This window comes from Sphingomonas ginsenosidivorax (assembly GCF_007995065.1).
GTDB lineage: Bacteria > Pseudomonadota > Alphaproteobacteria > Sphingomonadales > Sphingomonadaceae > Sphingomonas > Sphingomonas ginsenosidivorax.
The window spans coordinates 2207968-2223139 of sequence record NZ_VOQR01000001.1 but is presented as its reverse complement, the minus strand read 5'-3'; the positions used below and the strand labels follow the sequence as shown (position 1 = coordinate 2223139).

The 15172-nt window shown below is 61.8% G+C and carries 15 protein-coding genes and 1 pseudogene; 9 read left to right on the top strand and 7 right to left on the bottom strand.

Annotated elements, in window-relative coordinates:
• Positions 1-138: 138 nt before the first annotated feature.
• Together FSB78_RS09990 and FSB78_RS09985 are read right to left on the bottom strand one after the other, a co-directional pair.
• A complete protein-coding gene (locus tag FSB78_RS09990) occupies positions 139-1014 on the bottom strand; it encodes an SDR family oxidoreductase (RefSeq protein WP_147082334.1) in 876 nt (291 codons plus the stop codon).
• Positions 1015-1103: 89 nt separating this feature from the next.
• Positions 1104-1421: a hypothetical protein gene (locus tag FSB78_RS09985; RefSeq protein WP_147082332.1), complete on the bottom strand. Its 318-nt coding sequence runs from the start codon at positions 1419-1421 to the stop codon at positions 1104-1106.
• Positions 1422-1505: 84 nt separating this feature from the next.
• On the opposite strand from FSB78_RS09985, the gene FSB78_RS09980 reads away from it, so the two are divergent.
• Together FSB78_RS09980 and FSB78_RS19110 are read left to right on the top strand one after the other, a co-directional pair.
• On the top strand, positions 1506-3236 hold the full coding sequence (locus FSB78_RS09980; RefSeq protein ID WP_147082330.1) for a tryptophan-rich sensory protein: 1731 nt from the start codon (positions 1506-1508) through the stop codon (positions 3234-3236).
• Positions 3233-3376, top strand: coding sequence for a hypothetical protein (locus FSB78_RS19110; RefSeq protein WP_158637995.1), 144 nt, complete (start codon positions 3233-3235; stop codon positions 3374-3376). Before FSB78_RS09980 ends, FSB78_RS19110 begins: the two co-directional genes overlap by 4 nt.
• A gap of 120 nt (positions 3377-3496) precedes the next feature.
• On the opposite strand, the gene FSB78_RS09975 is transcribed toward FSB78_RS19110, so the two are convergent.
• Positions 3497-4129, bottom strand: coding sequence for a tyrosine-type recombinase/integrase (locus tag FSB78_RS09975; protein WP_147082328.1), 633 nt, complete (start codon positions 4127-4129; stop codon positions 3497-3499).
• A 339-nt stretch (positions 4130-4468) separates the two neighbouring features.
• Here FSB78_RS09975 and FSB78_RS09970 point away from each other — a divergent pair, with 339 nt between their 5' ends.
• Genes FSB78_RS09970 through FSB78_RS09950 form a run of 5 tightly spaced genes read left to right on the top strand, consistent with a single transcriptional unit; the run spans position 4469 to position 9595 of the window.
• On the top strand, positions 4469-6751 hold the full coding sequence (locus tag FSB78_RS09970; RefSeq protein ID WP_242008173.1) for a TonB-dependent siderophore receptor: 2283 nt from the start codon (positions 4469-4471) through the stop codon (positions 6749-6751).
• On the top strand, positions 6748-7062 hold the full coding sequence (locus tag FSB78_RS09965) for a hypothetical protein (RefSeq protein WP_242008172.1): 315 nt from the start codon (positions 6748-6750) through the stop codon (positions 7060-7062). The genes FSB78_RS09970 and FSB78_RS09965 overlap by 4 nt, the downstream gene beginning before the upstream one ends.
• On the top strand, positions 7059-8660 hold the full coding sequence (locus FSB78_RS09960) for a PepSY-associated TM helix domain-containing protein (RefSeq protein ID WP_147082326.1): 1602 nt from the start codon (positions 7059-7061) through the stop codon (positions 8658-8660). The genes FSB78_RS09965 and FSB78_RS09960 overlap by 4 nt, the downstream gene beginning before the upstream one ends.
• Positions 8657-8965, top strand: coding sequence for a DUF3325 domain-containing protein (locus FSB78_RS09955; protein WP_147082324.1), 309 nt, complete (start codon positions 8657-8659; stop codon positions 8963-8965). Before FSB78_RS09960 ends, FSB78_RS09955 begins: the two co-directional genes overlap by 4 nt.
• A gap of 3 nt (positions 8966-8968) precedes the next feature.
• Positions 8969-9595 carry a DUF4198 domain-containing protein gene (locus FSB78_RS09950; RefSeq protein ID WP_147082321.1) on the top strand — a complete coding sequence of 209 codons (627 nt, stop codon included), beginning with the start codon at positions 8969-8971 and terminating at the stop codon, positions 9593-9595.
• 272 nt (positions 9596-9867) lie between these two features.
• Here FSB78_RS09950 and FSB78_RS09945 read toward each other — a convergent pair.
• The 4 genes and pseudogenes from FSB78_RS09945 to FSB78_RS09935 all read right to left on the bottom strand — a co-directional run bounded on the left by FSB78_RS09945 (position 9868) and on the right by FSB78_RS09935 (position 11950).
• Positions 9868-10589, bottom strand: a pseudogene (locus FSB78_RS09945) (SDR family oxidoreductase).
• A gap of 96 nt (positions 10590-10685) precedes the next feature.
• A complete protein-coding gene (locus FSB78_RS19270; RefSeq protein WP_199743157.1) occupies positions 10686-10847 on the bottom strand; it encodes a hypothetical protein in 162 nt (53 codons plus the stop codon).
• A 112-nt stretch (positions 10848-10959) separates the two neighbouring features.
• Positions 10960-11073: an excalibur calcium-binding domain-containing protein gene (locus tag FSB78_RS09940; protein ID WP_147082320.1), complete on the bottom strand. Its 114-nt coding sequence runs from the start codon at positions 11071-11073 to the stop codon at positions 10960-10962.
• A 370-nt stretch (positions 11074-11443) separates the two neighbouring features.
• Positions 11444-11950, bottom strand: a complete 507-nt coding sequence (locus FSB78_RS09935; protein ID WP_147082318.1) for a Ros/MucR family transcriptional regulator — start codon at positions 11948-11950, stop codon at positions 11444-11446.
• A gap of 780 nt (positions 11951-12730) precedes the next feature.
• Between FSB78_RS09935 and FSB78_RS09930 the strand changes: the two genes are divergently transcribed.
• Together FSB78_RS09930 and FSB78_RS09925 are read left to right on the top strand one after the other, a co-directional pair.
• Complete coding sequence (locus FSB78_RS09930; protein WP_147082316.1) at positions 12731-13069, top strand: hypothetical protein; 339 nt, start codon at positions 12731-12733, stop codon at positions 13067-13069.
• A 360-nt stretch (positions 13070-13429) separates the two neighbouring features.
• A complete protein-coding gene (locus FSB78_RS09925) occupies positions 13430-15160 on the top strand; it encodes a recombinase family protein (RefSeq protein ID WP_147082314.1) in 1731 nt (576 codons plus the stop codon).
• Positions 15161-15172 lie beyond the last annotated feature (12 nt).

The window sequence follows — 15172 nt, the reverse complement described above, 5'->3', positions numbered from 1 at the left end:
CAGATTCTGCGGACTTAGATTCGTGGGTGGCCGCAAGAATTGGGCCGGCAGTCCCAGCGGATACCGTAGCTGAACGAGCGTCGGGTTTCGGGAAGCGGCTAGGCACGGCTGAACGTCCGGGATTGGGTCGTCTCGCGCTCATGAGATTGGAACACCGCCGGTTACAGCGATGACGTTGCCGGACATGTAACTGCCTTCAGTCGACGCGAGCAGCACGTAGGCGGACGCGAGCTCGGCCGGCTGGCCGGCACGGCCCAGCGGCGTATCCTGACCAAGTGTTTCGAGTTCCGGCGGCGACTTGGCAATCGGCTGGATAGGTGTCCAGATCGGGCCGGGCGCGACCGCGTTCACGCGGATGCCGTCACTTGCGAGAAGATTCGATAGTCCAACCGTCAGGCTCGAGATTGCTCCCTTGGTCGCCGCGTAGACGATCATGCTCTTGTCGGCGACCTTGGCCTGCTCGCTGGTCGTGTTCACGATGGCCGATCCCGGCTTCATGTGCGGCGCGGCCACCTTGGCAAGGCGGATCATGGCGAAGACGTTGGCGGCGAACGCGTCCTGCATCTCTTCGTCGTCGATCGTCCCCAGACCCTCGTTCATCGTCTGTGCGGCGGCGTTGTTGACGAGGACATCGAGGCCGCCGAATTCTGCGACCGTGCGCTCGATCAGCGTCGTACAGTGAGCACGGCTACGGATGTCGCCAGGTAGTAGCAGGCAGCGCTGACCGGCCTTCTCGACCCAGGCGCGCGTCTCCTCGGCATCGGGCTGCTCCTCCGCAAGGTAGGAGATGGCGACGTTCGCGCCCTCGCGAGCATAGGCGATCGCTACCGCGCGACCGATGCCGGAGTCTCCGCCGGTGATGAGGGCTACCTTGCCCTCCAGCAGCCCCTTCCCGACGTAGCTCTCCTCGCCGTGATCGGGCTTGGTCCTCATGTTCGCCGTCAGGCCGGGTGGCGGCTGCTGCGGTTCGTTCGGGAAGCTCGTCGGCTGGCTGGTGCGCGGATCGTCGGTCATGTCGGTTCCTGTCGATGGATCGGGGCTGGAACGGCTCGCGACGCATAACGTGCCGCGGATACGTGACGCGACGATCCGAGAGACAGGACTCAATCGAGCGTCTCGGCATGGCGATCGGCCCACGCCTCGCCCTCGTCGCCGCCCCATAGAAGCCATGCGATGTAGCCGGCGGACGGGTCGCTGTCGGAACCCCACGCGTGCGCCTTGGCCCCCTTGTCGACCGTGTGACGCGCGAAGTAGCTGTGCATCGACTTGACGTCCTCTGCCGACAGGTCCTTTCGGGCTGCGAGTTGCTTGGCGCGGTGCACGCCCACATCGGTGCCGCCGCGACCGAATTCCTCTCGGAGCTTGAGGCCTTTTTCGGCATTGGCGCCCATTTTCGCGGTCGGCTTGAACGTGTCAGGCATCATGCTCTCCTGTATGAACCGCAATAACGCGTCGGCCGGGCGACTTATCCGCTCCCGCGCGTTGGACGGTGCGAGGAGCTTTACATGACCCGACGCATCCTGATCACCGGCGCGAGCGTCGCCGGCAATACCGTCGCCTGGTGGCTGGGGCGTGCGGGCTTCGACGTCACGGTGGTCGAGCGCGTGCCCGCGTTCCGCGACGGAGGCCAAAACATCGACGTGCGCGGGCCGGGCCGCGAGGTGCTGCGACGGATGGGGCTCGAACAGACGGCGCTGGACCGGGGTACCGGCGAGGAGGGCACCGCCTGGGTTGAGCAGGACGGTACCGTGGCCGCGCAATTTCTGACTGCCGAACTCGGCACCGATGGACCGACCGCCGAGATGGAGATTCTGCGCGGCGATCTGGCCCGGCTTCTCTACGAGCCTGCGCGCGAGTACGTCACCTTCCGGTTCGACGACAGCATCGTCGGCGTCGAACAGGATCCGGCCGCCGCCATCGTCACCTTCGCCAGCGGCGTCACGGAACAATACGACACGGTCATCGTCGCCGAGGGCGTAGGGTCGGGGACGCGGGACCTAGTTTTTGCCGGCGAGAACGAACCGCGCTGGATGGACCTGACGACCGCCTATTTCACCATCGCGCGCGCACCGGACGATGACCGGTTGTGGCGCTGGTACAATGCGCCGGAAGGCCGCAGCGTGTCGCTTCGGCCCGACCGGCACGGCACTGCCCGCGCCATGCTCTCGGTCCAGCAGCCTCCCGGGGGAGAGCAGGACTGGGACACGGGTCGCCAAAAGGCATGGCTGCGCGAGCGTTTTGCCGGTGCCGGCTGGCAGACCGAGCGCGTGCTGGACGGGATGGACGCGACCGGCGACTTCTACTTCGATGTCCTGCGACAGGTGCGCATGCCGCACTGGTCGAAGGGGAGACTGGTCCTCACCGGCGACGCCGCGTGGTGCGCGACTCCGATCGCCGGCTATGGGACGACGCTGGCGATCACCGGCGCGTATGTGCTGGCGCAGGAGCTGATACGCTCCACGGACGTCGAGGCGGCGTTTGCGACCTATGAGCAGACGATGCGCCCGATGGTGGAGGATGCACAGGGGGTGCCCAAGCTCGCGCCGCGCCTGGCGAACCCGCATAGCCGGCTCGGCATTCGCCTGCTGCACGGCGCACTGAAGGTCGCGAGCCGCCCCACCGTTCGCGGCGTCGCGGGCAAGCTGTTCGGCGGCCGCTCCAAGGACGTCGACCTGTCGCGGTACGACGAGCGCTCGCCGAGCGCATCACCGGTCGAGTCGCCTGCCGCGTCGACAAAGGGCTTGTCGCCGATACTGGCGCTGGGTGCGGTTGGCGCTTTGCTCGGTGCGAGTGCGCTGATCGGGCGGCGCAACGCACCCGATCCGTCGCATCCCGGCATACGCCGCTGGTACCGCCGGCTGGACAAGCCCGGCTTCACGCCGCCTGACGCCGCGTTCGGCGCGGTCTGGCCGGTGCTGGGGACCGGACTGGCGGTCGGGGGATATCGCCTGCTGCGGCGTCCGGCGGGTGACGCGCGGAACGCGGCGGTTGGCCTCTGGCTGTTGAACACCGCGATGGTGGGCGGATGGACGCAGCTGTTCTTTCGCGAGAAGCGGCTCGGTGCGAGCGTGGCAGCATCGGGTGCGATGGTCGTCGCCGGTGCCGCCTATGTCGCCGCCGCCGCCAGGGTGGACCGGCCGGCGGCGGCCACGGCGGTGCCGTTCGTCGCCTGGCTTGGCTTCGCGACTATTCTTGCCGAGCGCATCTGGCGCGACAACCCGGCTGAGGATCGATGAGCGCCGTCATTTCAAGGGCGCTCGAGATTAGCGCTTCGACGGTGCAACGTCAGCCAAGCAGTAACGATATTCTTGGTCATCTGAAAATGAATGAATGGCTGATGTTCGGTGATCGCAATTGGCCAGCGAATGTCGGATGATGGGTCTTCTCGACATTCATAACGGACGATCATGCGCCAATACCAGTCAGCGCGGGGATGAACGAACGTCGGAAGTTGGGGAGCGGGGAAGGGCGCGCGAAGGTCCGGGTATGGGTCGGCTCAGACCTCAGTGCGTTCGGCCAGTTCCAAAGCGTCCTCCACATCAACGCCCAGGTAGCGGACCGTGCTGTCGATCTTGGCATGGCCGAGAAGGATCTGAACGGCGCGGAGATTGCCAGTCGCCTTGTAGATGATCGATGCTTTCGTGCGCCGAAGCGAGTGCGTCCCGTAATCCTGAGCCGGAAGGCCGATGCCGACAACCCACTCGTGCACGAGGCGGGCATATTGCCTCGTGCTCATGTGAGCCATGTAGTCGTTTCGGCTCGGGAAGACGAAGTCGTTCACTGTCCCGCCGCGTCGTTCCAACCACGCCCGCATCGTCTTTCGTGCAGTGTCCATCAGCTCGAACTGGACCGGTCGTTTGATCTTCTGCTGAACCACGACGGCGCGGTCGCGGACGCGCCCGCCGGAAACTACATCGCCTATCCGCACCCGGACCACATCACAGCCGCGCAGCTTGCTGTCGATGGCGAAGTCGAACAACGCTCGGTCGCGCAGTCGTCTATGCTGGTCGAGCCAGAAGCGAATGGCCCAGACCTGTTGCTGTTTCAGCGCCCGCTTCGCACCGATAAGCCGACCCTCGTTCCAGGGGCGAAGTTCGTGAAAGGCGAGGTCCAGCGGCGAGTGCCCCATCGATCATCTCCATCGGTACGGCTCGGCGAATCGAGCGTACGCAGGCGCGGTAAACCGACGATTTGGAAATGTGGTTGATCGCCCGTCGGTGATGCTGACCAAGCGGCCAGTTCCGGGCGGTGCCTCGTAGTCTCTGGAGCGGCCGGATAGGGGCCCAGCTGCTTTCAGTGCGTACTGATAGCTCGTCGGTGACGCTCATGCTGCACGATATGTCGCGCAAAGGCGTCGGGCCGCAACCACTATAAGCCGTTCTATCTCTAAAATTATGACAAAAGCGTTAGATTGATAGTGACTCGCAAAAGCGATTACCCTAGGTGGCTCGCGTCAACGGGGGTAATGATGAGTTTATCGAGCATAATGCTGGCGGGCGCAGCGCTGGTCGGAGCGTCGGTCGCGGCACCGGCGGAAGAGCCGAAAACCGCTGAGTCCGGTGTGTTGGACGACGTGCAGAAGGCCGACGAAATCACGGTTATCGGCAAAAGCTATGGTCGCGCGGTCGGCAAGACCGTGACACCGCTCAAGGACACCCCAAACACTATCACGGTCATCGATCGCGACCAGATCGAGGCGCAGAACTTGTTCACGCTCGAGGACGCGCTGACCGCGACCAACGGTATCACCGTCAACGGCGTCGGCAGCGAGGACCCGTCGTTCTTTTCGCGCGGCTTCGCGATCACGAACTACCTGATCGACGGCGTCCCAAGCTTCTCGTTCAACTTCCCGTCCGCCGTGCCGGATCTGTTCTTCTACGATCGGCTGGAAGTGCTGCGTGGCCCGGCAGGTCTGTTCAGCGGCTCAGGCAATCCGGCCGGCAGCATCAACATGGTGCGCAAGCGACCGCTCGACACGTTCAAGATGCAGGCGAGCGCGGGCACCGGCAGCTATGACAATGTACGGTTGGAACTCGACGTCTCGACGCCGATCGGGACCAAGGCGGGCTTGCGCATCGGCGCGATGGCGCAGGACCAAGATCAGTTCTTTGCCACCGCGCACCGCAACCGTATCGGCGGGTTCGTGGTCGGTTCGCTGGAGATCGGGACGCGCACCACGCTGACGGTCGGCGGATATTACGATCGCTTCCGCCCCGCGGTGCAGTCGGGCCTGCCTGGCATCATCGGCGGCGCCGACGGAAGCGACGGGCAGTTGCTCGACGTCAAGCGATCGACCTATCTTGGGGCGGACTGGAACCGCTTTAACGCCGAGACCTGGACCGGGTTCGGAGAGCTCGCGCACAGGGTCAGCGACCGGTGGACGCTGCGCGCGACGGGATTGTTTACCGACGTCGATCGCGTCGACATCTACAGCTATATTGGTAATCAGCCGGTCACGGCCACCAACGGTGCGACGAGTCACATCGCCTATCGCGGCGACAGCAAGCAGCAGACGCGGTCGTTCGACTTCAACGGCATAGGTAGTTTCCCGCTGTTCGGGCGCGACCAGACGCTGATCCTCGGCGCCGATTACCAGGCGAGTTCGGGTACGTCGTACAACACGCGGCTGTCCAACTATGCGCGGATAGACGTGTATAATCCTGTGTCGCCGTTCGAACCACCGCTGAATCCGTACGGCGCCTCACCCTATTATCCGGTGCAGGGCAGCGGCGCGACATGTCCCAATTCCAGCACCGCGATCGTGCCGGCACCCGCCAATTGCGTCCTGCAGGTCTATGGCGCCACAGGGACCGATATCGAGCAATTTGGTATCTACGGACAGATGCGGCTTAGCCTTTTCGCAGGCCTGACGTTCATCGGCGGCGGCCGCGTGACGTGGTGGGATACGACGACGACCAGTTTGCTGACGCCAAGCGGCGTCCTGCCGCCATCGGCGCGGTACGGGGTCGACAACCGCTTCACCCCCTATGCCGGAATCGTCTGGGACGTGACGTCGCAGCTGAATCTATACGCGAGCTATGCCGACAGCTTCACGCCGCAGGCGGCTCCGGTTGGGCGGGCGCGGCCCGACGGACAGCAGATCGAGCCGCTGGTCGGCGCGCAATACGAGGTTGGGACCAAGCTTTCGCTGATGAACGACCGGCTGTTGCTGTCAGCGGCGGCATATCAGATCACGCAGACCAACCGGCTGTTCAACGATCCCGACATCGCCACGGTCGTGCTCCAGACCGGCAAGGTCCGCGCGCGGGGCGTCGAGGCCGAGGCGACCGGCGAAATCTTACCGGGCTGGCGGATCAACGGCGGCTACACCTATACCAAGACCAGGTATCTCGAGGATCAGACCGCCGCCTTCGAAGGGCTGCCGCTGGTGCCGATCGTGCCCGAGCACATGATCAAGGCGTTCACCAACTATGCGCCGGTCGACGGGCCGTTGGCGGGCGCGAGCGTCGGCGGCAGCGTGACATGGTTCAGTTCGACCTTCGGCGGCAATGCAGCGGTGTTCAACGCCGACGGCACGCTGCGCACCCGTTCCACCATCGTTCGCCAACCGGGCTATGCGGTGCTCGACCTGCGCGCAGGGTATAAGCTCAGCGAACGGCTGGGGGTCTCGGTCAATGTCGCAAACGTGCTCGACAAGACCTACTATGCCCGCATCGCCGCGACCGGCCGCGGCAATTACTACGGCAGTCCGCGGACCGCGTTCGCGACGCTTCGGTACAGCTTCGAGTGACGGCGGGCGATGCGCATATGCGCGCGCGCTGGGCGCGTCGCGGCGACATCGCCCTCCGCGTCGTCGCGGCGGTGCCGCTTGCTTACGCAACGGCGAGCCTATGGGCGATGGCGATCGCGCGGTTGCTGCCCGGTGATCGTGCGGAGGCGAGCGTCACCGCCGCCATGATCGCGCTCGCCGTGTGCGCGGTGGCGGCGATGTGGGCGTTCGCGGCGTGTAGCGGCTGGCGGGCGATCTGGACGCTCGCCGCAGCCGCGGCGATCGCGGCGGCAATCGCGTGGATCTCGATCGATGCGACGGGGCGATTATGAGCAAGGGCTTTCGACAGTCGCAGGCGTTCCTGCACACCTGGTCCGGGCTGCTGCTCGGCTGGATCCTGTTCCTCGTCTTCGTCACAGGCACAGTCGCGTTCTGGCGCGAAGGCCTCAACCGCTGGATGCGACCCGAATTGGCGCGTGTTGAACAGCCGATGCGCGTGTTGGCAGGATCGCAAGCGTTCCTCACCGGCAAGGCACCGGACGCAAAGAGCTGGTTTATCCCGGTGGCAACCGAGCGATCGCCCGGTGCGCACCTCTTCTGGATACCGCAGCCCAAGCCGGGTGAAGAGCGTGGCCGGGGGCGGCGCAGGGTGCGCGGACGGGGAGACACGCAAGCACTGATCGGAGCCGACGGACAGGTCGCGCACGCGCGCGAAACGCGGGGTGGGGAGTTCTTCTACCGGTTCCATTTCGACCTCCACTATGTGCCGGTGATCTGGGCACGGTGGTTGGTCGGGTTCGCGACCATGATGATGCTGGTCGCGATCCTCAGCGGGATCGTGACGCACAAGAAGATCTTCAAGGACTTTTTCACGTTGCGGCGCGCCAAGGGGCAGCGGTCGTGGCTCGACGGGCATAACGCGACCGCGGTGCTAGCACTGCCGTTCCACCTGATGATCACCTATACCGGGCTGGTCACGCTGATGGCGCTGCTGATGCCGTGGGCGGTCGTCGCCAATTATACCGACGAGAAGGTCGTTTTCGCGGCTCTTTTCCCGACCGCCGCGGCGGTCGAGCGGACCGGCCGGCCCGCGCCGCTGATCGACCTGCGGAGGATCGCGATTGATGCGGAGCGCCGGCTCGGCGCACCCGTCAGCATCATCGAGGTCAGCGATCCCGGCGATGCTGCCGCCCGGATCACGATCAGCCAGAGCGCCAGTTCGATGCTGTCGGCGCGGACGCCGCGACTGACCTATGACGGCGTGACGGGACGCCTCGTATGGCAATCGCCGCCACCCGGCGCCGCCGCCGAGACCGCAGGCGCGATGGTCGGCCTACATGCCGGACGGTTTGCCGGGAACGGCGGACGCTGGCTGTATTTCCTGTGCGGGGTCGCCGGTACGCTGATGGTGGCGAGTGGCCTCGTCCTGTGGACGGTCAAGCGTCGCGAACGCCTGCCCGATCCGACTCGGCCACACGTCGGGTTTCGCGTCGTCGAGCGGCTCAACGTCGCGGTGATCGGCGGCTTCCCGTTCGGGATCTCATGCTTCTTCTGGGCCAACCGGCTGCTGCCCGTAGCGCTGCGCGCGCGGGCGGAGTGGGAGATGCACGCGCTGTTCATCACCTGGGCGATCGCTGCGGTGGTGGCTTTCGTTGTCAGGCCGGCACGCGTCTGGCCGTTGCTGTTTGCGACGACAGGCGTGCTGCTTGTCGTCTTGCCGATGTACGACATCTTCGCGACAGAACGCGGGCTGTTTGCGTCGCTGGCGATCGGCGACCTTATGATCGCGGGTATCGATGCGAGCATGTTTGTTTTCGGGATCGGGTTCCTTCTGCTCGCGCGCCGCGTCGCAGGCCACCGCCCTGCCGCAAAGCGTATTCGCAAGACGCCGACCGTAATAACTTCGACGGTTCTGGAGCCCGCCGAATGAGAATTCTCACCCTCCTGCTTGCATGTGTCGCGTTCGTCCTGCTCGGCGTTGCCACCGACGTGCATCATCGTCGCCGGTTCGGATGGTGTCCGCCAAAGCACCGGAGCCGCATGCTGCGGACCAGCGGCTGGCTCGTGCTGTTCGCAAGCGTGATATCTGCGCTTCTCGCCCGAGGCTGGGTCTTCGGACCGATACTTTGGACCGGGGCGATCATGGCCGGTGCCGGGATCGCTTTCCTCATTCTCAACTTCATCCCCGCCCGCGTCGACCCGCGGCACTCGCAATCCTCCGTTGAAGGACTCTAGCCTATGCGTACCCTGTTCGCAGCGCTCATCTTCTGCCTTCCTGCAACCGCGCAGGCTCACGAAATCTGGATTGAACGCGACGGCACAGGCCCCGCGCGCGTCTATCTGGGCGAGCCGGGCGAACCGATGCCGTCGGGCGGCGATACCGAGTTCGCCAAGCTGAAGACGCCGCGGATACTCAGCCAGCCAAACGCGATCCTGACGCGGCGTACCGGGTTCCTGGAGACGAACTTGCCGGCCGGCGACGTCCGCGCGTGGGACGATACCGTGTTCGCGCCATGGGGACCGGACGGGGGGAAGGAAGGCGTGGTCTATTACGCGCGCGCAGGTCGCGCCGAGCCGCTCGCCAAGTTGCTGTTGGAACTAGCCCCCGTAACCGCGAACGGATCGCGCTTTGTGTTGACGCGCGCCGGCAAGCCGATGCCCGGCACCGCCGTCGCACTCTACGCGCCGGACCGTTCGAAGATCGAGCTAACGACCGATGCTGCGGGTATGATCGAAACAGGTATCGGCAAGCCGGGACGCCATCTTCTCGTTGCTACCGCGAAAGAGAATGGCCCGATTGCGTTTCCAGATGGCGTTGCTCAAACGGTGTACCGCATCACAACGACCTCGTACGTCGTGCAATAAAGTGGCGACATTGCCGCGCAACGATCTCGCTCTAGGTTCTAGCTCAAAATCTTCACGTCGCTGCCAGGCCCTCTACCGAAGTGTTTTCATCGGTGAACGCTTCAAACATTATGTAACGGATTGGCGGCGGGTGCTGCCCATCGATCCGATGAATGAATGGCCGATGTTTGGTAGCAGATAGCAGCCTGCGAATGTCGGCTTGTGGGTCTCCTTACCACATGCGGCAAACGCCATCGCCCCTCCGGTTAAGTTGAAGGGACGATGGCCATAACTCACGCGGTCGCGCCACCATCAATGTTGAGCGTGGTGCCGGTGATGTAGCTCGCATCGGGGCCAGCAAGGAACGCCACCGCGCCCGCGATCTCCTCGACCTTGCCGTAGCGGCCGAGCGGGATCGCTTGCAGCACCTGCCCCGCGAATTCGCTGTCGGCAGGGTTCATATCGGTGTCGATCGGTCCCGGCTGCACGGTGTTGACCAGTATGTTGCGCGACGCGAGATTCTTGGCCCAGCCGCGCGCCAGCGCCGCCACTGCTGCCTTGGTCGCGCTGTAGACGGTGGTCGCGGGGAAGGCCATCTCACCCGAGATGCTGCCGATCAGGATGATCCGCCCGCCATCGCGAAGATGCGGCAGGGCAGCACGGGTGCCGACGTGCAGGCCCTTCACGTTGACGCTGAACTGACGGTCGTAAGTGTCGTCGGTGTCTTCGGTGACGGCGGAAAACTCGGCCACACCGGCATTGTGCACGAGGATATCGATTCCCCAAATGCGGCGGCGGCCTGTTCGACGCCCGCCTGCTGCGAGGCCGGATCGGCGGCATCGGCCTGGAAGGCGAAGGCGCCGCCGCCCGCGCCCTCGATCGCTGCCACGGTGGCGTCGGCCGCGGCCTTGTTGCCGGCATAGGTGATCGCCACGGTGGCGCCATCGGCCGCAAGCCGCTTGGCGATGGCCGAGCCGATGCCGCGCGATCCGCCGCCCGCGCCGAGGGCGTAGATGACGAGGTGTTGCCACTCAGGATTGGTCACGACCGGCACGATGTGAGCTCAACCCTGCCGAGGCTTGTTTGATCCGGCGTCGGCTCCCGGCACAACCTACGTGAGCGATGATTTGCGCTTGGGTGCTTTCTCGCCCTCGGTGCTGCGCGCCCCCTTATTCAGCGTGTCGCTCGGTCGACGGGCATCGCCTTCATTCTGGTGCTCGGTCGACAGGTTCGGCTTGTCGGTTTCCGTCGTGGGCTTGATCGGATCAGTCATCGTCACTCTCTTTGGGTGGTGAACTGCCGATTGACCGCGCCGTTCCAACGGTCCCGAGCCCATCTGTTCGCCAATTTCGGTGCTACATCCCGTTTCAGGACGCTGCAATGTGCTACTCGCAGGCTACGCCATCGCGATCGCGATCGAGGCGCCGCGAGTAGCCATTCTGCCCTTCTCGTATCGGCGCAGCTCCAGCGGCGCGCGGTCGCAGGAAGCCCGCTTGCACGGAAGGGAGACCAGATCAATTTCGGAGTTCCATCGACCGCGGACTTGGCAAACCGGGCACATGGCATCGAGGCTGCCGTTGCGCGGCTTTTCGGCACGATGTCGAAGGCGTGGGGGCTGTCAGGTCCAACGCTGTAAATGATATTGCTGGCGTGCGGCTTGCGATACTCTCTTGTGGGGCATCTTGAACGCGTATGCCGCCGGCTGGGTCCGGTAATGCCTTTGCCTGTTCATCTTGATGTCCAGCAAAGAGTCGCGTGTCTTTCCAAAGCGCGCGGTTCACGATCGGATTGCCACGAAGCAGAAGTATTGAGCAAACCCAATGACGCGCATCGAATATTGCGCCGCGCGCCTAAGGGCCAAACGTCTCTTTATTCGGCTGCAACGTTCCCAGTCTTGCGTTTGCGCGAAGCGGCAGACGGCTTACCGTCAGCCTTTGCAGCGTACGTCTGTCCTGGCTTGCGACCCAATCCGATCTTCTTGGCCATTGCGCGACGGGCCTCCGAGTATGTCGCCGCCACCATCGGGTAATCAGCCTTCAGGCCATACCGCTCGCGATATTGGGCAGGCGTCATACCGTTGGTCGACAGGTGGCGGCGCAACGTCTTGTAAGGTTTACCGTCGATCATGCTGATGATGACGTCAGGGTTGCCAAGCGACTTACGAGCGGTGACGGCGGGGGTATACTCTTTGGCCTCCACCGCGGGCGCAGCGGCTTCCTGGTTTCCACCTACAAGGGACGAAACAGTTTCGTACATTTTGCCGAGGAAGGCTGGTACGTCACCAGCTGAGGTACGAGTACTGGGGTTTGCTAACCAGGCAATCGTTAAATCTGTTGCGAGCTCGATTGGATTTGGTTCGTATGCATCGTCGGCCATCTGAATGCTCCATTCCGAAGTGCCCAGTTATATAATACGGAAGACTCTTACAAGCTAGCTGCATCGCCCCGCGGCCTTCGGTGAAGTTACGCTCTGGCGTTCTCAACTGAAGGCCCAAGTGTAACAACTCACTATTGCGCGGGGTGTCCGAATATCCCGAAAGGGGGCGTGCCGTCGGGCTGTCCGCATGCTCGAACAGGGGCATCTGAGGGGCGCCGGCAGGCGCAAAAGTGTGCCATGGCGGATGTGTCGTCCGCCATGGCTACTATTGGTCAAGGCCGGCAGATTGGCGATCAAGGATGTCTAGCACTTCCGACAGTTTCGCCGCAGCAGCCTTATTGCCGTATGCGTCAGAGAGATACTGAGCCCAAGCTACGGCAGCACGTAGCAAAATTAATGCTTGGTCGGGAATTTGCTGCATTACACGACTCACACTGAACGAGTAATCGTTCAATAATCTAGGTTTGACCGGACAGCGTGGCGATTGCCGCAACGCGAGACCGATGCGGTTTCCGATGCGCCGAGGCGATTTGCCTGCCTCTTAGGGCCCAGACCGGTCGATCTGTTCAAGAATATCTGAAAGCTGTGCAGCAATCAACGTTTCGCCAATATCGTCAGCTAAGCTCAATGCCAAGCTCAATGCAGCTCGCAAAGAACTTATTTTAGAATCATTGCCTTTGGACATCTCCCCGTAAGCGCATAAAATCCGAGAACGTCCAGTGTATTTACTACAATTTATGTTGGCAACGATCGCGCTATCGTAGATTAAGTGAAAGGGTCATGAAGGCAATGATCAGAGATCAAGAGCGCAGTGATGCTGCAAAATACCTCCTGAATATGCGGGCACAGCGGAAGGACCATTTCCCGAGCGAGCTATTCGACGAACACGCTTGGCAAATATTGTTGATTCTGTTTGTCAGCCTAGCTGGTAACGAGGTTGTCTCGGAACGAAATTTGCTCGAAGCGACGGGGCTGCCGGTTGCATCCGGACGGCGTTGGCTCGATCATCTCGTACAAGATGGCCAGGTTGAGACAAGGAACGATGGAGATGACGTAATCTTGTCGGCCAACGCGGTATCGTCAATGCGGAAGTTCCTAGACCAGCAAGCGTCGCGCTGAAGGCGGCAGTAGGGCGAAATGAGCACTGGTTTGGCGGCATGACTGATCGGCGCGGCGGATGCGTTCTCCGTCGCGCCGATGTCCGTCCTTGGTGTATAGCGGGCAGGCTGCTTTTCGGGCGACTATACCCTCAATCCGACTTTTGTCCGTAGCGCTCAGAACCGGCGAGCAATCGCACGTGATGGTCGCAGCATAACATGCGCCCGACACAACACTTGCGGTGAAATTTCGAGTCGCAAGAGCGTTTGCAAGAACCAAAAAGAACTGAGAAATGTCGTAGTCCAGGACGGTGCGTTCATCAACCTATCCTGCTCCGACGTACACATACAGGTAAAGCGGCACCGCGGCGAAAGGACGATTATGTTCGAACTCGCAGAACCAGCATCACCTGCACAGGTTCGCTGTGCAATCTACACGCGAAAAAGCAGCGATGTTGGTCTTGAGCGTGACGTCAACTCGTTGGACGCGCAGCGTGAGATATGCGCAGCCTACGTCAAATGCAACGAGCACAAAGGCTGGCGCGAGTTGCCGACCCGTTACGACGATGGCGGCTATTCGGGCGGAACGCTTGATAGGCCGGCGCTGCATCGACTTTTCGCTGACGTTGAATCAGGAGAAATCGACGCGATAGTCTTTTATAAGATTGACCGACTAACCCGCTCCCTAGCCGATTTTGTACGGCTCATGGAAAGCATGGAGCGTTTCGGCATCTCCTTCGTCAGCGTAACCCAGTCTTTTGATACGTCAGACAGTATGGGCCGAATGGTTTTGAACGTACTTATCACGTTTGCGCAGTTCGAACGCGAAATGCTGAGCGACCGGATCAAAGACAAGCTTGCAGTGATGCGCCGCAACGGTCTTTTTGTGAGCGGCAAGCCGCCATTAGGCTACGACAAGATAAGTGGTCGTCTCGTTGTCAACGAAACCGAGGCTCAAATCGTTCGCGGGATTTTTAGCCGCGTCGGGGATTATCCGACGGTTTTCCAGCTGATGAAGCAGTTGGAGTCAGAGGGTGTTCGCACGAAGGCTTTTACCAGCAAGAGCGGCCGAACGATCGGCGGAACTCCGATGCACGCGGGGTCAATCTACCGGTTGCTCAGAAACCCCCTTTATATCGGCTTTATAAAAGAGGGTGATGAGTGGCATCGCGGTCAGCATAAACCGATTGTCGATCGCGAAATATGGGATCGCGCGCAGGCACTTCGGGCGATACGCTCGCGGCCTCGAATTGCTTGGGATGTATCACGCAATTTGCTTCACGGATTGATTTGGGATGAATTCGGTCGACCGTTGCACACCAACACCGGGGGAACCGGGAAACAACGATACAGATATTACGACTCAGAACCCAAGGATCCCCGAAGGCAAAAGCAGCTATCAAAGGTACGAGTCCGCGCCGACGTCGTCGAGGAATTAACCTTTGCATCTCTGTCGGCATTTTTCGCGGATGTTACTGAGATTAGAAGAGCAATGTTAAAACTAAGCCGGTTTGAGACTGTAGATGAGCAACTCGCCGTGCAGGCTAGTACCGTCGCAGAGCGGCTAGCGCAATCTAGCCGAGATCAGATCAGGCACCTGTACGAGATGATTTTCGTTCGCGTTGAAGTAGCAAAAGCCGAGCTAAGGCTTATCATTAAATGTAATAGACTTGCTCTACTGCTAGCTACGGGAAAATTCAATATCGATCGTGTTGTGATGGAAGAAAACTCCCCACCTCAAGCGCACTTAATTTCCATAAACGCGAATCTAATTTGTGCACATCGCGACTTCAGCCTACCGATCAAGCCTACTCAACAATATGGGATACCTGACAAAAAGCTTGTTAACCTTCTCGGTCGTGCGTTCGAAGCTCGTGCGTTCGTGATGGCGAACAGAGATAAACCGATTGCCGACCTTGCAAAAACATTTAAACTTGGTCCTAGCAAGTTTTCACGACTGATCCGCCTAACCTACCTCGCCCCCGACCTCCAGGCCGCGATCATTGATGGAAATTGTCCCAACGATCTCACCCCGCACAAATTGATCTACAGTGCTTTGCCACTCGATTGGCAACAGCAGCGGTTAATGTTAGGGTTTGACATGTTGGGATGAGGTATCTCGCGA

Excerpts from the sequence above, each read along its gene's own strand:
- FSB78_RS09925 (WP_147082314.1), top strand. The coding sequence starts at position 13,430 with ATGTTCGAACTCGCAGAACCAGCATCACCTGCACAGGTTCGCTGTGCA.
- FSB78_RS09980 (WP_147082330.1), top strand. The coding sequence starts at position 1,506 with ATGACCCGACGCATCCTGATCACCGGCGCGAGCGTCGCCGGCAATACC.
- FSB78_RS09955 (WP_147082324.1), top strand. The coding sequence starts at position 8,657 with ATGAGAATTCTCACCCTCCTGCTTGCATGTGTCGCGTTCGTCCTGCTC.
- FSB78_RS09950 (WP_147082321.1), top strand. The coding sequence starts at position 8,969 with ATGCGTACCCTGTTCGCAGCGCTCATCTTCTGCCTTCCTGCAACCGCG.
- FSB78_RS09990 (WP_147082334.1), bottom strand. The coding sequence starts at position 1,014 with ATGACCGACGATCCGCGCACCAGCCAGCCGACGAGCTTCCCGAACGAA.
- FSB78_RS09930 (WP_147082316.1), top strand. The coding sequence starts at position 12,731 with ATGAAGGCAATGATCAGAGATCAAGAGCGCAGTGATGCTGCAAAATAC.
- FSB78_RS19110 (WP_158637995.1), top strand. The coding sequence starts at position 3,233 with ATGAGCGCCGTCATTTCAAGGGCGCTCGAGATTAGCGCTTCGACGGTG.
- FSB78_RS09960 (WP_147082326.1), top strand. The coding sequence starts at position 7,059 with ATGAGCAAGGGCTTTCGACAGTCGCAGGCGTTCCTGCACACCTGGTCC.
- FSB78_RS09935 (WP_147082318.1), bottom strand. The coding sequence starts at position 11,950 with ATGGCCGACGATGCATACGAACCAAATCCAATCGAGCTCGCAACAGAT.
- FSB78_RS19270 (WP_199743157.1), bottom strand. The coding sequence starts at position 10,847 with ATGACTGATCCGATCAAGCCCACGACGGAAACCGACAAGCCGAACCTG.
- FSB78_RS09970 (WP_242008173.1), top strand. The coding sequence starts at position 4,469 with ATGAGTTTATCGAGCATAATGCTGGCGGGCGCAGCGCTGGTCGGAGCG.
- FSB78_RS09985 (WP_147082332.1), bottom strand. The coding sequence starts at position 1,421 with ATGCCTGACACGTTCAAGCCGACCGCGAAAATGGGCGCCAATGCCGAA.
- FSB78_RS09975 (WP_147082328.1), bottom strand. The coding sequence starts at position 4,129 with ATGGGGCACTCGCCGCTGGACCTCGCCTTTCACGAACTTCGCCCCTGG.